14 protein-coding genes are annotated in these 16,228 nt (G+C 72.1%); 6 read left to right on the top strand and 8 right to left on the bottom strand.

Features of this window, described 5'->3' with window-relative positions; all coding sequences use genetic code 11:
- Nucleotides 1-184: 184 nt before the first annotated feature.
- Nucleotides 185-829: a DUF4142 domain-containing protein gene (locus tag H9624_RS01980; protein ID WP_251838231.1), complete on the bottom strand. Its 645-nt coding sequence runs from the start codon at nucleotides 827-829 to the stop codon at nucleotides 185-187.
- Between the two features lie 155 nt (nucleotides 830-984).
- Between H9624_RS01980 and H9624_RS01975 the strand changes: the two genes are divergently transcribed.
- From H9624_RS01975 to H9624_RS01955, 5 genes are all read left to right on the top strand, one after another.
- Nucleotides 985-1,785, top strand: coding sequence for a hypothetical protein (locus H9624_RS01975; protein ID WP_251838230.1), 801 nt, complete (start codon nucleotides 985-987; stop codon nucleotides 1,783-1,785).
- A gap of 64 nt (nucleotides 1,786-1,849) precedes the next feature.
- On the top strand, nucleotides 1,850-2,428 hold the full coding sequence (locus H9624_RS01970; protein ID WP_251838229.1) for a thermonuclease family protein: 579 nt from the start codon (nucleotides 1,850-1,852) through the stop codon (nucleotides 2,426-2,428).
- A gap of 151 nt (nucleotides 2,429-2,579) precedes the next feature.
- Nucleotides 2,580-3,845, top strand: coding sequence for a M20 family metallopeptidase (locus tag H9624_RS01965; RefSeq protein WP_251838971.1), 1,266 nt, complete (start codon nucleotides 2,580-2,582; stop codon nucleotides 3,843-3,845).
- A gap of 12 nt (nucleotides 3,846-3,857) precedes the next feature.
- On the top strand, nucleotides 3,858-5,432 hold the full coding sequence (locus tag H9624_RS01960; protein WP_251838228.1) for an AbgT family transporter: 1,575 nt from the start codon (nucleotides 3,858-3,860) through the stop codon (nucleotides 5,430-5,432).
- A gap of 14 nt (nucleotides 5,433-5,446) precedes the next feature.
- Nucleotides 5,447-6,421 carry an ATP-grasp domain-containing protein gene (locus tag H9624_RS01955; RefSeq protein WP_251838227.1) on the top strand — a complete coding sequence of 325 codons (975 nt, stop codon included), beginning with the start codon at nucleotides 5,447-5,449 and terminating at the stop codon, nucleotides 6,419-6,421.
- Nucleotides 6,422-6,537: 116 nt separating this feature from the next.
- On the opposite strand, the gene H9624_RS01950 is transcribed toward H9624_RS01955, so the two are convergent.
- Nucleotides 6,538-7,572, bottom strand: a complete 1,035-nt coding sequence (locus H9624_RS01950; RefSeq protein WP_251838226.1) for an NAD(P)-dependent alcohol dehydrogenase — start codon at nucleotides 7,570-7,572, stop codon at nucleotides 6,538-6,540.
- Nucleotides 7,573-7,876: 304 nt separating this feature from the next.
- Nucleotides 7,877-8,191, bottom strand: coding sequence for an MTH1187 family thiamine-binding protein (locus H9624_RS01945; RefSeq protein ID WP_251838970.1), 315 nt, complete (start codon nucleotides 8,189-8,191; stop codon nucleotides 7,877-7,879).
- 105 nt (nucleotides 8,192-8,296) lie between these two features.
- Here H9624_RS01945 and H9624_RS01940 point away from each other — a divergent pair, with 105 nt between their 5' ends.
- Nucleotides 8,297-9,493: an OmpA family protein gene (locus tag H9624_RS01940; RefSeq protein ID WP_251838225.1), complete on the top strand. Its 1,197-nt coding sequence runs from the start codon at nucleotides 8,297-8,299 to the stop codon at nucleotides 9,491-9,493.
- Nucleotides 9,494-9,621: 128 nt separating this feature from the next.
- Here H9624_RS01940 and H9624_RS01935 read toward each other — a convergent pair whose 3' ends face one another.
- The 5 genes from H9624_RS01935 to H9624_RS01915 are packed head-to-tail and all read right to left on the bottom strand — an operon-like array spanning nucleotide 9,622 to nucleotide 16,065.
- The gene (locus tag H9624_RS01935) at nucleotides 9,622-11,880 is read right to left on the bottom strand and encodes a glycoside hydrolase family 43 protein (protein WP_251838224.1); all 2,259 of its coding nucleotides are present in this window, start codon (nucleotides 11,878-11,880) and stop codon (nucleotides 9,622-9,624) included.
- Nucleotides 11,881-11,902: 22 nt separating this feature from the next.
- The gene (locus tag H9624_RS01930) at nucleotides 11,903-12,901 is read right to left on the bottom strand and encodes a glycoside hydrolase family 43 protein (RefSeq protein WP_251838223.1); all 999 of its coding nucleotides are present in this window, start codon (nucleotides 12,899-12,901) and stop codon (nucleotides 11,903-11,905) included.
- Nucleotides 12,898-13,764, bottom strand: a complete 867-nt coding sequence (locus tag H9624_RS01925) for a carbohydrate ABC transporter permease (RefSeq protein WP_251838222.1) — start codon at nucleotides 13,762-13,764, stop codon at nucleotides 12,898-12,900. Before H9624_RS01925 ends, H9624_RS01930 begins: the two co-directional genes overlap by 4 nt.
- 1 nt (nucleotide 13,765) lies before the next feature.
- Nucleotides 13,766-14,713, bottom strand: coding sequence for a carbohydrate ABC transporter permease (locus tag H9624_RS01920; RefSeq protein ID WP_251838221.1), 948 nt, complete (start codon nucleotides 14,711-14,713; stop codon nucleotides 13,766-13,768).
- Between the two features lie 2 nt (nucleotides 14,714-14,715).
- On the bottom strand, nucleotides 14,716-16,065 hold the full coding sequence (locus tag H9624_RS01915; protein ID WP_251838220.1) for an ABC transporter substrate-binding protein: 1,350 nt from the start codon (nucleotides 16,063-16,065) through the stop codon (nucleotides 14,716-14,718).
- Nucleotides 16,066-16,228: the final 163 nt, after the last annotated feature.

Here is a 16,228-nt window from a genome sequence, read left to right as displayed (position 1 = left end):
CGCGGCCCGCCGGAGCCGAGCGCGGCGGCGGCACCTCGTACCGTGGGACAGTGCGCCCGTCGGGAGCCTCAGGCGGCGGGGTCGCGGCCAGCGCCACAGTCCCGCGCCGTGGGGTGCCGGGACGCGCGAGAACCGCGCGCCACGGGGCACCCCGTCGCGCGCGGGCCGCGTGCCGCGGGACCACCTACGCCCGGACCTGCCTGCGTCGCACGACCACAGCCGCGGAGCCGGCCACGAGGACAGCGCCGAGGGCGATCGCCGCGACACCGAGAGCGTCCGTGCCGCTCTCCGGGGCGATGCCGCCAGGGACCGCACCCGGTGCGTCACCGGACATGGCGAGCAGGTGGTCGAGGTGGCGCTGGATCACCGGAGCGGCGGCCTCGGCCAGCGCGACGACGTTCTCGTCCGACCCGTTCGCGATCTCCTCCTGCCCAGCGGCCAGCGACATGCGGTGCCCCTCGATCTGCGAGGCGATCCACGCGGTGTCGAAGGCCTCCCCCTGCTGCTCCCGCACCTCGGTGAGCGCAGCCTCCTGCTCGGGCGACGGCTGGTCCGGCAGGTCTACGCCGAGCTCCTCGGCGAGCGCGACGAGGTCGGCGTCCAGGGCCTCGTGGTCGGCGATGAGCGTGGCGCCCATCTCGCGTACCGCTTCCGTGGTGGCCTGCTCCTCCGCGGTCGTGCCGGCCGCGATCTCGGCAAGGTTGCTCTGGTGAGCGGCGACCATCCAGGCCTCGTCCTGCTCGGAGGGTTCGGCGGCAGCGGGTGACACCGCGAGCACCGCGGCGCCGAGCAGGACGCCGGCACTCAGGACAGCGCGTCGTAGAACCATGTCGAGCCCCCATCACGAAGAGGTGTGACAGTCGCCACACGGGCCCAAGGTACTGGTATGCCCGCGATCGTGCGCGCGAACGCCTGTGTTGCAACTACGTCTCGACGACGCCGGGGCGCAGCGGACGGACGACGCTCGGCGCTAGCGTGCTCGACATGCGACGAACACTTCCCGCGGTCGTCCTCGCGGCCGGCCTGCTCCTCACCGCCTGTGGCACCGAGAGCGCGCCGGACGCTCCCGGCGAGGAGCCGACCTCCACCGCTGCCTCCCCCTCCGAGACGAGCACCGAGCCCAGCCCGGAGGAGCCCACCACCCCGGAGGAACCGACCACCCCCGAGCCGACCGATGCGGAGGAGCCCACGCACCCGGCCGCCGCCGCAGGCGAGCTGCCCGGCGAGGTCGTCGACATCCCGCCGTACTCCGACGACATCGCCGCCGTCTTCGGCGTCGAGGCCGGCAGCGGCCTCAACTACCGGGTCGGGCCGGGCACGGAGTTCGAGGCCCGCGGAACGCTGGAGCCGCTCGGCGTCCGCCCGGCGATCGGCGAGACCCGCCGGCGCGAGGACGGCTCGCACTGGACGCAGGTCATGGTGCACGACGGCTGGTTCTACTGGGTGAGCCTCACGCACATCGCCCAGCTCGGCGGCACCACCGACATCACCGCCGACCTCGCCGAGCTGCCCTCGGCCGCCACGGTCGAGGAGGCCGGCCTGCTCGTCGCCCGCCAGCGGACCGCGGACCAGCCGCCGTCGGTCAAGGCCGTGGTCGTGGACGGCCCGGTCGAGGGTGACGCCGGAGAAGTGGTCATCGACGTCGTCGGCCTCGGCGACGACGCCCTCGCCGGGGAGCGGCTCCACGTCGTCACCGAGCGCACCGGTCAGGGGCACACCGTGCGGTCCGTCGAGCTCACCCCGCTGTGCGCGCGGGGCGTGACCGAGGACGGCCTGTGCGAGTGAGGCCCTCACCGGCCGGGGCGGTCGTCCTCCGGGCGCCCGTCGACCGAGCGACGGGCCGGTAGGCGTGCCACGACAGGCTGCGTTCCACCACGGCTGCCCGACCGCACTCGCGGGGCTGAAGGACCCGCGTGCCGTCCGGCGCACGTCGCGCACCTCGGCCCGCTCGTGGCACGTGCCGCTCGCCGTCGTCGCCGTGCTCGTCACCGCCTGCGCGCCGGCCGAGGAGACGGCCGGTGAGGTCGCCGTCGTCACCCACGTCGTCGACGGCGACACGATCCGCGTCGACCTCGACGGCGAGGAGGTCCCCGTCCGGCTCCTCAACCTCGACACCCCCGAGAAGGACGGTCCCTACACCGAGGCCGAGTGCCTCGGTGACGAGGCCACCGCCTTCCTCGCCGACCTCCTGCCCCCGGGCACCGAGGTCCGCCTCGAGTCCGACCTCGAGCCGACCGACCGGTACGGCCGCCGCCTCGCCGGGGTCTACCTCGACGACGTCCTCGTCAACGCCGAGGTCGCCCGCGCCGGCCTGGGCGTGCCCGTCCTCGTGCGGCCCAACGAGCGCTTCCACGACGCCGTCGTCGCCGCGCACGACGAGGCGCGGGCGGCGTCCCGCGGGCTCCACGACCCGGCCAACGGCTGCTGACCCGGGCCGCTCCCCCGGTTTCCCCTCCGGCTGCGCGCCCGCTCGCGCGTGGCCCGAGCCCCGTCGTTACATTGACGAGGTGCCTCACACCGACCCTCTCGAGCCCAGCACGGCCTACCTGGCGCACCTCGCAGAGGAGACCGACGCGCGGATGCGGCAGTCCACCGCCCCGCAGTCCCCCTTCGCCGGGGCGCCCGTCGAGCTGAGCGACGCCGTCGAGTCCGCCGCCGAGCGCCTGGCACCCGAGCTCGACCACGTCGTCGCCGCCCTGCACGCCGAGCCGGAGACCGCCTACGAGGAGCACCGCAGCGTCGCCACGCTCGTCGCGCTCCTCGACCGGCACGGCATCCGCGCCGAGGCCGGCGTCCACGGCGTCGACACCGCGTTCCGGGCCGAGGTCCGCGGCGCCGCCGACGGCCCGACCATCGCGATCCTCGCCGAGTACGACGCCCTGCCGAACCTCGGCCACGCCTGCGGGCACAACGTCATCGCCGCCGCAGGCGTCGGGGCCTTCCTCGCCCTCGCGCGCACCCTCGCGGACCGGCCCGACGCCGTCGCCGGCCGCGTCGTTCTCCTCGGCACCCCCGCCGAGGAGGGGCACTCCGGCAAGGAGGTGCTCGCGCTCGACGGCGCCTTCGACGACGTCGACGCCGCGATCATGGTCCACCCCTACGGCTACGACCTCGCCGACCAGGTGTGGCTCGGACGGCGGCTGCTGCGCTGGGTCTTCACCGGCGCCTCCGCCCACGCCTCGGCCCAGCCCTTCATGGGACGCAACGCCCTCGACGCCGCCGCCCTCGCCTACCAGGGCATCGGTCTGCTCCGCCAGCAGCTGCCGCCCGTGGACCGCGTCCACGCCGTCGTGTCCGACGGCGGCACGCGCCCCAGCGTCATCCCCGACCGCGCCGTCGTCGAGCTCTACGCGCGCTCGAAGTACCCCGACACGCTGCGCGACCTCAGCCGGCGGCTCGACGACATCGCGCGCGGCGCCGCGCTCATGACGGGCACGAGCGTCGAGATCGTGTGGGACCGGGAGCCGCCGTCGCTCCCCGTGCGCACCAACGAGGCGCTCACCGCCCGCTGGGTCGCCGCCCAGCGGCGCCGCGGTCGCGAGCCGCTCGCCGGTGGCGTCGTACCCGAGACGCTCGCGGCCTCGACCGACTTCGGCAACGTCAGCTACCGCGTGCCGGGCATCCACCCGCTCATCGCCATCGCCCCGCCGGACGTCGCCCTCCACACCGAGGACTTCGCGCTGGCGGCAGCCGGGCCGGCCGCCCGGTCCGGCGCGCTCGACGGCGCCGTGGGCCTGGCCCTCACCGCCCTCGACTACCTGTGCGACCCGGAGCTGCGTGACGCCGTCGACGCCGAGTTCGCCGCCCAGGGCGGGCCGCTCGACGTCCCCCGCTACTTCGACTGATCCGAGGGCGAGATGAGCACAGCGACCACGGCCCCGCGACGAGGCTGGGGCTCCCGGCTGCTCGACGGCGTCGAGCGCGTCGGGAACCGGCTCCCCGAGCCCTTCACGCTCTTCCTCGCGCTCTTCGTCATCGTCGCGGTCGCCTCGACGGCGATGGCCTGGGCGGGCGTCACCGTCCAGATCCCCGGCAGTGACGAGGTCACGGAGATCCGCGGCTTCTTCACCGGCGAGGGGCTGGTGTGGCTCACCGAGAACCTCGGCGCGAACTACGTCGGCTTCCCGCCGCTCGTCACCGTGCTGCCGATCCTCCTCGCCGTCGGTGTCGCGGAGAAGTCCGGGATGCTCGCGGCCGCGATCCGCAGGCTCATCGGGTCCGCGCCGAGGTGGGCGCTGCCCTACGCCGTCGGTGTCGTGGGCGTGCTCGGCTCGGTGCTGTCCGACGCGTCCTTCGTCGTCATCCCGCCGCTCACGGCGCTGGCCTTCAAGGCCGCCGGCCGCCACCCGGTGGCCGGCCTCATCGGCGGCTTCGCGGCCACCGGCGCCGGCTACTCGACGAACATCCTCGTGACGAGCCTCGACGCGCTCTTCGCCGGGATCACCCAGTCCGTCGTCGGCGTCCTGCCGGACCCGGGCGCGCCGGTCAACCCGGTGTCGAACTGGTTCTTCAACATCGCCGCGGCCCTCATCCTCATGGCGCTGGCCGGCCTGCTCATCGACAAGGTCCTCGAGCCGCGCCTCACCCGGCAGGGCGTGCCGCAGAGCGAGCAGGCCGACGACGAGGACGGCACGCCGTCGAGCGAGGCGGTGACGGCCGAGCTCACCGCGGTCGAGCGCCGCGGCCTGCTGTGGGCCGCGGTGGCCTTCGTGCTGACCGTGGTGGCCGTCGTCGCCGCCGTCGCCGTGCCCGGCTCGCCCTGGCGCAACGAGGAGGGTGGCTTCCTCCCGAGCTCCCCGCTGCTCAGCTCGATCGTGTTCCTCGTCTTCCTGCTCTTCCTCGTGCCCGGGCTGGTCTACGGGTGGGTCGTGGGCACCGCGCGCAGCGTCGCGGACGTCACGACGCTCATGGGCAGGGCGATCCGCGACATGATCCCCTTCCTCGTCCTCGCCTTCGTGCTCGGCCAGTTCATCGCGCTGTTCAACTGGTCGGGGATCGGCTCGTGGATCGCGGTGACCGGCGCCGAGGGGCTCGAGGCCGCCGGGCTGACCGGCTTCCTCGCCATCCTCCTGTTCGTCATGCTCGCGTCCTCGCTCAACCTCTTCATCATCTCGGGCTCGGCACTGTGGACTCTCATGGCGGCGGTCTTCGTGCCGATGTTCGCCCTCATCGGCTACGAGCCGGCCTTCATCCAGGCCGCCTTCCGCGTGGGCGACTCCGCCACGCAGATCCTCACCCCGCTCAACCCGTACATCATCGTGCTGCTGACGATGCTGCGGAAGTACGAGCCCAGGGCGGGCCTGGGCACGATCATCGCGCGGATGCTGCCCTTCACCGTGGTGTTCTGGGTCGCGTGGGTGGCCGTGCTGTCGGTGTTCTTCGCCTTCGACCTGCCCCTCGGGCCCGGCAACGGAATCTTCCTCGACCAGTGACTGTTCGCCCTGGCATGACTCTCCCGATCTACGCCCTGCACGAGAACCCCGAGTGGTTCCCGCCCTTCGCCAAGGCCTTCGCCGACCGCGGCATCGAGGTCGTCGAGTGGGTCCTCACCGACGGCGTCCTCGACCTCGACTCGGCCCCGCCCGAGGGGATCTTCTGGTCGCGGATCAGCGCCTCCTCGCACACCCGTGGGCACACGCTGTCCAAGGACTACACCCGGGCCGTGCTGTCCTGGCTCGAGGCGCACGGGCGACGGACGGTCAACGGTCGCCGGGTGCTGGAGCTGGAGATGAGCAAGGTCGACCAGCTGACGGCGCTGCGCGCTGCGGGCATCGAGACCCCGCGCACCGTCGCGGCGATCGGCCGGGACCAGATCCTGCGCGCCGCGCAGGGCTTCCCCACCCCGCTGATCCTCAAGCACAACCAGGGCGGCAAGGGGCTGGGCGTGCGGCGCTTCGACTCCTTCCCCGAGCTGGAGGCCTACGTCGGGTCCACCGAGTTCGAGGAGCCGGTCGACGGCATCACGCTCGTCCAGGAGTACGTCCAGGCGGCGACGCCGCGCATCACCCGCGTGGAGATCGTCGGCGGGGAGTTCGTCTACGCCATCGACGCCGACACCGCCCGCGGCGGCTTCCAGCTGTGCCCGGCCGACGCCTGCGAGATCGACCCGGGCACCGGCCGCCCGATCATGCCGCCCGGGGCCACCATCGCCCCCGAGATCGGCCAGCAGCTCTTCACTCTCCGTGAGGGCTTCGACCACCCGATCATCGGCAAGTACATCGACTTCGCCGCCCGCACCGGCATCGAGGTGCTGGGCGTGGAGTTCATCGAGTCGGCCGACGGGCGCCTGCTCACCTACGACGTCAACACGAACACGAACTACAACGCGAACGTCGAGGCCGTCGCGCCGCGCTCGGCCCCGGCCGCGCTGGTCGACTACCTCGTCCGCCTCGCCTCGGAGGGCGACGCCGCCGCGGCCTGAGTCGCCTCCCCCGCCGAGAGCCGGATCCTCCGGAGTTTCCGGCTCTCGCTGCCAGTGCTCCCGATCGCGCCGAGAGCCGGATTCCTCCGCGGAGGGATCCGGCTCTCGGCGGACCACTACGGGACGATGACGGCGCGCCCGCGGAGCGTGCCGTCGTGCAGCTTCTCGTAGGCCTTGGGCGCGTCGTCGAGGGAGAAGACCTCGGTCTCGACGTGGACGGCGCCGGTCCGCGCGAGGTTGAGCACCTCGAAGAGCTCGTGGCGGTAGCCCCAGTAGGGGGCGCGCACCTGGGACTCGTACGGCCGGTCGAGCATGCCGACGGGAAGGCTGCCGCTGCCGACACCGACGAGGACCTGGTGGCCGCCGACGGCGACCATCTTCGCGCCGAGGTCCATGGTCGGCTGGGCCCCGACGAAGTCGAAGACGGCGGCGACCCCGCGCCCACCGGTGAGGGCGCGGACCTCCGCCACGGCATCGTCGTCGGAGAGGAAGGCGTGGTGCGCGCCGACCTCCTTGGCCAGAGCCAGCTTGTCCTCGGCGAGGTCGAGGGCGATGACGGTGGCCGGGCTGACGGCCCGCAGGATCTGGATACCGACGTGCCCGAGCCCGCCCGCACCGATGACGACGGCGGCCGACCCCGGCACGAGCTTGTCCAGCGAGCCCTTGATCGCGTGGTACGGCGTGAGGCCGGCGTCGGTGAGGGACACGTTCTGGACGGGGTCGAGGTCACCGAGGGGCACGAGGTGGCGGGCGTCGTCGACGACCATGTACTCGGCCATGGCGCCGGGCGCACCGAGCCCGGGCGGGGCGATGCCGAGCTCGCCGGCCCGCTCGCAGTAGTTCTCCTTGCCCTGGGCGCACATGTAGCAACGGCCGCAGCCCTGGGGTCCGTAGACGGCGACGGCCGTGCCGAGCTCGACTCCGGTCACGCCCTCGCCGACCTTGTCGACGACACCGGCGCCCTCGTGGCCGAGGGTGAGCGGCAGCCCGTAGATGTACTGCTCCTCGGGCAGACTCATGATGAACGAGTCGGAGTGGCAGACGCCGGCGGCGGTGACCTTCAGCCGCACCTGGCCGGGGCCGGGCTCGGGGGTCTCGATCTCGACGACCTCAGGGGCTGCGCCGATCGTGCGGTACTGCAGGGCCTTCATGCTGATCCTCCTTCTGGACCGGCGCGAGGTACCGGCCCTCCCCTCCACCCTCTCAGGAGTCCCGGCGCTCAGCATGAGGAGAAGGTGCCAGGGTTCCCGGCGCGCGTGTGCCGGGGCGCCCGGGGCACCCCGAGAAGGGGACGTGGTCGCGAGACGTTAGATTGCTCCGCCTGGTGGAGCAATCTAACGTCTCCGCACTCATTGCCCCGCTGCCTCCGCGATGAGGCACATGACAACCTGCGACCGGAAGGATCCGGCGCGTGTGTGCCCGGGCGGCAGCTCACGTGGCCGCCGGCGGCCGGGGTCAGTCGGTGGAGCCGCCCTTGAGCCGCTCCTCGACGCGCTCGACCTTGGCGCTGAGCTGGCCGTCGTAGCCGGGGCGCAGGTCGGCCTTAAGAACGAGGCTGACCCGCGGGCTGTGGGCGGCAACGGCGTCGCACGCGGCCTTGATGACCGGCATGACCTCGTCCCACTCCCCCTCGATGGTCGTGAACATCGCCGTCGTCTCGTTCGGCAGGCCGGACTCCCGGACCACGCGGACGGCGGCGGCGACGGCGTCGGAGACGGAGCCGTCGGGCGAGTCGGAGACGGTGGGCGCGACGGAGAAGGCGAAGAGCATGGCGCTCATGCTAAGGCGGTCCAGGGCCGCCCCGCCGCTCCGCTACGCTCGTTGACGTTTTGTCGGCACGGGCGTGAGGTACGCCGTCGAAGGTCAGGGGTTCTCATGCGGTCTGCTCGCGTCTCGGTCTCGGTCCTCGCGGCGGGGGTGCTCGTCCTCGCCGGGTGCTCCAGCGAGCCCGACGCCGCCGACTCCCCCGATCCCACGCCGTCGGCCACCGAGAGCAGCAGCGCGGAGACACCGAGCGCCAAGGAGGAGGAGCCGACCGCCAAGGACGGCGCCGCCACCGCGCCAGCCGGCCAGCGCTTCCCGCAGTGCGAGCCGGGCGAGGGCAAGACGGTCACCATGCTCGAGAACGAGGTCATCGAGGCCCAGGAGATCCCCGAGGTCGTGGTCGAGGCCTTCGAGTTCGGCGGTGAGACCGTTCCGGCGCAGGTCATCGAGGCGGTGACGATCCCCGAGCGGGTCATCGACCGCGGCTGCATCGTCGAGTACGACGCCCCCGGTGGCTGCCTCGGCGCGGTGGAGATCAGCGGGGCCTTCATCCCCGGCTACTCCCTCCCGCCGCGGGTCCTGCCCGCGGTCACGCTGCCGGACGGCACCCTGCTGGAGGAGATCGTCGTCGACGGCGCGAGCCAGCCCGACGTCGTCGTCGAGGGGGCCTCCGCCGAGCAGGTCTGCCAGGTCGAGGACGACGAGCCCGGCTCCTACGTCTCGACGGTCTACCGGCCGGCCATCTACCGGGCGGCCGGGTATCAGGCTGCCTCGTACCAGTCGGTGGCCTACCGGTCCGCCGAGTACCTCGACGACGGCCAGGTACCCGGTGCGTCGATCCCCGGGGTGTCGGTGCCCGGCTCCTCGGTCTCCGGTGAGAGCGTCCCCGGGGCCTCGCTCCAGGGGTACCGGATCGAGGGCAGCGACGACGTCGAGGTCACCGACAAGGACGAGTCCGTCTCCTACAGCAGCGAGGGCGACGTCCTGTTCGGCAACAACGAGGACGAGATCCTGCCCGAGGCCGAGTCCGACCTCGAGGCCGTCGTCGCGGACATCGAGGACCGCGGCACCCCGGTCACCGTCCTCGTCGAGGGGCACACCGACGACGTCGGCACCGAGGAGCACAACCTCGACCTCTCCGAGCGCCGCGCCGAGGCCGTGGCCACCTGGCTCGTCGAGCGCGGCGGCCTGGACGCCGAGCTCGTCACCACCGCCGGCTACGGCTTCGCCCACCCCCGCGCCGACAACGACACCAACGAGGGGCGCGCCCAGAACCGCCGGGTCGTCATCACCATCAAGTTCGAGTAGCCCCGCAGCGGCCTCCGCACCCCTCCCACTGCGCCGAGAGCTGAGTTGTTCCGGGGTTCCCGGGTAACAACTCAGCTCTCGGCGACAGGGGGTTGGGGTCGGGGGGTTGGGGTGGGGGTGGGGTGGGGTTACTCGCTGGCGGTGAGGCGGACGTAGTCGAAGACCGCCTCCGTCTCGGGCTGGGCACCGCCGCCGGTGTAGAGGCCGACGCGCGCGTCGCTCCCGGCGGGCAGCGTCCAGGTGGCGCCCCAGCGCCAGGACTCCCCGTCTGTGGAGAAGGCCGAGCGGTACAGGTGCTCGCCCGCCTCGTTGGTCGTGTGGTGGATGCGCAGCCACGTCGTGTCGGCGGGAGGGCCGCTCGTGTGGCCGCCCCAGGACAGGAACCCGTCCTGCAGGGTCTCCTTGCCGAACTCCACCTGGCGGGTGTTCCAGATGGCCACGTGGCCCAGCCGCAGGAAGTTGTCGTCGTCGGCGTGGACGACGAGCCCGGCCTGCTGGTAGTTGCGCACCTCGGTCTCCCCGAGGTCGAGCGTCAGCCTCGTCTCCACGATCCAGTCGCCCTCGGGCGCCTCGCGCAGGAGCAGGCCGCCAGAACCGCCGGCACCGACGAGGTCGGCCCCGGTGAGCGGCCACACCAGCGCGCCGTCCTCCACGCGGGCGGCGGTGTCCTCGCGGACCCACTCCCACCCCTCGAGGTCGGCATCGGCGAAGTCCTCGGACACGAGCACCTCACCGGCGGCCGGCTCGGCCACCAGCTCGGTCACCGGCACGTGCGCCGCGTTGACCGACAGGTTGTCCACGTGCGCGCCCGTGCCGCGGAACTCCACGGGCGCCGAGCGCAGGACCCCCGGCCGCAGCTCGAGCCCCACCTCGGCGATGACGTCACCGAGCCGGGACTCGCTGAGCCGGACGTGCACCTGGCCCTCGACGACGTGCACCTGCAGCGCCGTCCACACCGACAGGTCGTAGCCGGCCGGGATCGGCACGGTGGCCTCCTCCTGGAAGCGCCCGCGGCCGTACTCGACGTGCAGCTCACGGTCGCCCGGGTTCACCTCCACCTCGATGCGGTTGGACCCGCGGCCCACGTACACGAGGAAGGGCTCGGTGCGCCGGGTGCGCAGGTCGAGCTCGACGTGCACCTCCTCGGGCGCCGGCTCGTCGGTCCACACGCGCCCGCGGAACAGCGCGTGCTCCCCGGACTGCTCGTCGACGTCGGAGCGGAAGGAGCCGCGCAGCGCGCCACCCTCGGAGGGGTCCTCGATCGTCAGCCCGAGCAGCGACGACGCCGCCGGCCCGGTCTGCTCCCCCTCGCTCGGCCCCGCCCCGGCCCGGGTGACCGGCCAGCCGTCCACCCAGTCGAGGCGGTCGAGCAGCGTGGGCCGCCGGTTGATCCCGCCCGGCTCAGCAAGCCACGGGTCCTCGCGGTCGATCGCGTGGTAGTAGATCCAGTCCTGCCCGGACAGGTCGCTCACCACGGTGTGGTGCCCCGCCCCGATCCACCGGTTGCCGTTCTGCACGAGCACCTGCGTGCCGCCGGGCCGGGTGTCGAGCAGCGAGACCCCCTCGTGGTCGACGAAGGGCCCGCGCGGGCTCTCCGAGCGCCCGGCGAACACGCTGTACCCGGTCGACGGCCCCGCGCAGCAGTTCGCCGAGGACGCCATGAGGTAGTAGTACCCGTCGTGCTTGAGCACGTAGGCGCCCTCGAACTTGTCGTTGATCGCCACCTGCGTCGCCTCGCCGACGGCGTGCAGCCCGCTCTCGTCGAGCTCGGTGACCCACAGGCCACCGTAGTAGCTGCCGTAGTAGAGGTACCGGCTGCCGTCGTCGTCGGCGAGCATCGAGGGGTCGAAGGTCCAGAAGAAGCCCCCGCCGTCGGGTCGCGGCGGGACCACGGGCTCGGCCACCGGCGTCCACGGACCCTCCGGCGTCGGCGCCGTCGCGGCCCCGATCGCGGAGTCGTCACCGGCGTTCAGCACGGTGTCGGTCACCGTGAAGTACAGGACGTACTGGCCGTCGACGTAGCGGATGTCCGGCGCCCAGAAGAAGGACGTGTCGGTGGCCCAGTCGGGCGCGGACTCCTCGTCGAGGATGGTGCCGCGGTACTCCCAGTCGACCATGTCGCGCGAGCGCGCCACGTGCATGAGCCCGAACTCCCCGCCCTCGACGAGCGGGTCGGACGTCGCGTAGAGGTACCACCAGCCGTCCTTGCCCCGGATGATCGCGGGGTCGGCGTAGGTGTCGGCGAAGTCCGCCGTCACCGGGTTCGTGTAGGTGGTGGCGGCGGGTTCCTCGCCGCCGTCGGCCTGGGCGGGTACGGCCGCCGTGGCGGCCAGGCCGAGCGCGAGCGCCGCCGCGCCCAGGGCCGCCGTGATCCTTCGGTGTCTCATCGTTGATCTCTCCGAGGGTGTGTCAGGGCACGACGACGACGGGACGTCCGTCGTCCCACTCCAGCGGCAGGACGTTGACGCCGCGGTAGGAGGTGTCGCCGTACCACGAGTGGAAGACGAGCCGGTCGGTGCCGTCGGGCGCCGTCACCACGTCCTGCCCACCGGGGCCGATGAAGCGGCCGTCGGTGGCGTCGGTGGTGAGGAGCGGCCCGTCGGCCTTGGTGTAGGGGCCGTCGACGGCGTCGGCCGTCGCGTACCCGACGGCGTACTGCTCGCCGCCGTAGTCGTTCGCGGAGTAGAGCAGGACGTAGCTGCCGTCCCGCTCCACCAGCGTGGGCGCCTCGATGAGGTGCCCCTCCCATTCCTGGTCCTGCGTGAGCAGCCGCACCGGCTCCCCCTCCAGGGACAGCCCGTCGGCCGAGAGCCGCGCGAGGTGGAGCCAGGTGTCCAGCCCGAGGGCGTTGCCGTCGTTCTTCCACAGCAGGTAGCGGGTGCCGCCCGAGTCCACGAAGGTCGAGGCGTCGATGGCGCCGCCCTCCTCCTCCGGGCACACGAGCATCTCCTCCCCCACCACCGTGAAGGGGCCCTCGGGCGCGTCGGCCGTTGCCACGCCCACGCACTGCGCGTAGGGGTCGTAGCTCGTGGCCGTGAAGTACAGCGCGAAGCTGCCGTCGTCGAGCTGGGTGACCTCCGGTGCCCACGTCTTGCCGGGGATCACCCAGCTCGGCAGCTCCGGCAGCGCGTCCTCGAGCAGCTCCCACTCCACGAGGTCCGTGGAGCGCGCGACCCGCACGTTGCGCAGGTTCCCGTTGGTCCCGTAGGCGTAGTAGACGCCGTCGACCTCCAGGACGTCCGGGTCGGGGAAGTCGTCGTGGATCACCGGGTTGACGTCCTCGGCGGGCGAGGACGACGACGGCGCGGGCGTGGCGGCGTCGTCGTCCGTCACCTGGTCCCCGCCCCCGCAGGCGGCGAGCACGACGACGCAGGCCAGCGCCGTCGCCGTCGTGCCCGGCCGCCTCATCCCTTGAGCCCCGAGCGGGAGACGCCCTCGATGATGTAGCGCTGCAGGAAGATGTACATCGCCAGCACGGGGATGCTCGCGATGACGGCGCCGGCCATGAGGAGGTCGTAGCGCACGGCGTTGGCGGACTGCAGGGTGGACAGGCCGGCCGGCAGCGTCTGGACGTCGGGGCTGAACAGCACGTAGACCGGCCAGAGGAAGTCGTTCCAGTTGGTGAGGAACGCGAGTAGCGCGAGGGTGGCGAGCGCCGGCCGGGCCAGCGGCAGGGCGACCTTGGAGAACGCCTGCCACTGGTTCGCGCCGTCGAGCCGGGCCGCCTCCTCGAGCTCGCCGGGGAGACTGATGAAGAACTGGCGCATGAAGAACACCCCGAACGCGGACGCCGCGGTGGGCACGATGACCGCGAGGAGGGTGTTGAGCCAGGCCAGCTCCCCGACGATGAGGTAGTTGGGGATGATGAGGATGACCGGCGGCACGAAGAGCGTGGCGACGACGGCCCCGAAGACGAGCCGGCGGCCGCGGAACTGCATGCGCGCGAGGGCGAAGCCGGCGAGCGTGGACGTCGTGACGACGAGCGCCGCGTTCGCCGCCGCCGCGCCGAGGCTGTTGGCGAACCACCGCAGCACCGGAGTGCCGGGGGCGTTGAGGATCGACTCGTAGGCGGCGGTGGTGGGCGGGTCGGGGATCCACGTCGGGGGGAACCCGGCGGCCTCGCCACGCGTCTTGAAGGACGTGACGAGCATGTAGATGAGCGGGCTGATGAACAGGAGCGCGAGCACCCCGAGGATGACGTAGCGCAGGACGACGCGTCCCACGGGCGTGCGGCGGGTCGCCGGGGCCGGTGCGGTGGTGGTGGTGGCCATCTCAACCCTTCCGCTCACGGAAGATCCAGAACACGACGATGCTCAGGAGCATGAGCGCCACGGTGAGCACGTAGCTCATCGCGGCGGCGCTGCCCATCTGGAAGTTGCGCAGGCCCGTCTCGGCGATCTGGTAGATCGCGGTGCGGGTCTCGCGGCCGGGACCGCCGGACGTCATGAGGTAGGACTGCCCGAACATGTTCGCCGAGGCGATGATGGTGATCGTCGTGATGAACGCGAGCACCGGCCGCAGCCCCGGGAGCGTGACGTTGCGGAACTGCTGCCACCGGTTGGCGCCGTCCACCCGGGCCGCCTCGTACAGCTCGCCGGGGATGTCCTGGAGCGCGGCGAGGTAGATGACGGCGTTGAAGCCGAGCGTCCACCACACCGTGACCCCGACGAGGCTCACCCACACCGCGGGGCTCGAGGTGAGCCACGGGATGTCGTCCGGGAGGCCGAGCAGCCCGAGGTAGTAGTTGACGAGGCCGATGTTGTTGTCGAGCAGGTAGCGCCACATGATCGCGACGACGGCGACGCCCAGGACGTAGGGCGCGAAGTAGACCGCCCGGAAGAAGGTCCGGCCCCGGAACTTCATGTTCATCACGAGGGCGACGACGAGCGGGATCGTGAGCAGGAGCGGCACGCTGAACACCGTGAAGATCGCCGTCGCCTCCATCGCGTCCCAGAACTGGGCCGCCGCGATCGAGCCGGTGTCGAACAGGCTGGTGTAGTTCTCCAGACCGACGAACGGCTTGTTCGGCAGGGTGTAGTCCCACCGGTGCAGGCTGATCCACGCGCCGACGACGATCGGCGCGACCACGAAGCCAAGGAACAGGACGAGGTACGGGGCGAGGAAGAGCCACGGCGTCGCCTTCCCGTGCACCGGGATGCCACGCCGTCGCCCCTCCCGCAGCCCCTCCTCGCTGCGCGGAGGCGCAACGGTGGGGGCCATCGTCAACCCCCGAAGCTCTCGAGGTTCTGCTCCATGAGGTTGGTGCCCTGCTCGGCCGCGGTGCCCAGCGCCTCGGACGGCGGGGTGTTGCCGAGGACCGCGTCCGCGATCGCCGGCTCGAGCGCCTCGGCCTGGACGGTGCCCACGCCCGGGACGGGCGGCAGGAAGCGCATGGTGTCGATCTGCTCGGCGATGACCTGCTGGGGCATGTCGTCGAGCACGCCGCTCTCCCGGACGGACAGGCGCGCCGGGATGAGGCCCGAGCCGGCCCAGGTGGCGGACTGCTCGGACATCCAGGCGATGAACACCTGCGAGGCGGCGGCGAGGTTCTCGTCCTCGGTCGCCTGCCGGCTCATGAAGAAGTGGTGGGAGTTGGCCCAGACGGCGGCCTCGTCACCGATCTGCGGGATCGGGGCGATGCCGTAGGGCACCTCCTCGGCCTCGAGGTCGTTGATCTGCCAGATGCCGTCCCAGGTGATGGAGTTCTCCCCGTTCTTGAAGGCGACGTACTGGGAGTCGATCGCGACGTCGTTGGGGCTGTAGCCCTGCTCGATGATCGAGCGCTGCCACTCCAGGGCCTCGACACCACCCGGGGAGTCGTACATCGCCGCGGAGCCGTCCTCGGCGTACACCTCCTCGCCGTTCTGCCACGCGAGGGACAGCCACATGAGGTGGCTGGGCCACAGCTGCGGCATCCAGAACGGGGTCTCGAAGCCGGCGGCCTGGAGCGCGTCGAGGGCCTCCATGAGGGAGGCCTCGTCGGTGGGCGGCTCGGTGATGCCCGCCTCCTCGAAGTGCTCGGTGTTGTAGTACATCGCCAGGGAGTGGACGTCGAGCGGGATCCCGTAGCGCTGGTCCTCGTAGATGCCGGCGTCCCAGACGTCCTCGGTGAAGTCCTCCGCGGTGAGCTCGAGGGACTCGGCGAGGTCGTCGAGGGGGACGATGGCGTTGCGTGCCGCCATCGTCGCCAGCTGGTCCAGGTGCATGACGCCCACGTGGGGGCCCTCGCCCTGCGTGACGGCCGCGGGGAGCCGCTGGTAGAAGTCGGACCAGTCCATGGTGTTGGGGACGACGGTGATGTTCTCGTGCTCGGCGTTGAACTGGTCGACGAGCTCCTGCATGAAGGGCCCGTCGCCGCCGGTGAAGCCGTTCCAGTAGTTGAGCTCGACCGCCGGACCGGTGTACTCCCCGGTGAACTCCGGTGCCTCGCTCGGCTCGCCGCCGCCCCCGGCGACGTCCTCGGGCGTCTGGCCCCCGCCGCATGCTGCGAGGAGGACGACGGCGGTGGTCGTCGCGGCCGCGAGGACACTGCGCCTGCGGGCTGCGATCCGTGGTGTGCGTGTGGTTGTCATCGTGAAAGCCCCCTCGTCGATGAGGTGCACCCCCGGCCCTGGAGGTGCCTGGATGGCCTTTCTAACACAGGCGGTAAACGTTGTATACCGGTAGGCCGATTCGTTATGGTCGGACGGTCCGGTCCGATTGCGCGGCGTCGCGGGACGGAGACCGGCGGGCACC

Source organism: Oceanitalea stevensii (genome assembly GCF_014837105.1).
Lineage (GTDB): Bacteria > Actinomycetota > Actinomycetes > Actinomycetales > Actinomycetaceae > Oceanitalea > Oceanitalea stevensii.
This window is presented reverse-complemented; position numbering and strand designations above follow the sequence as displayed.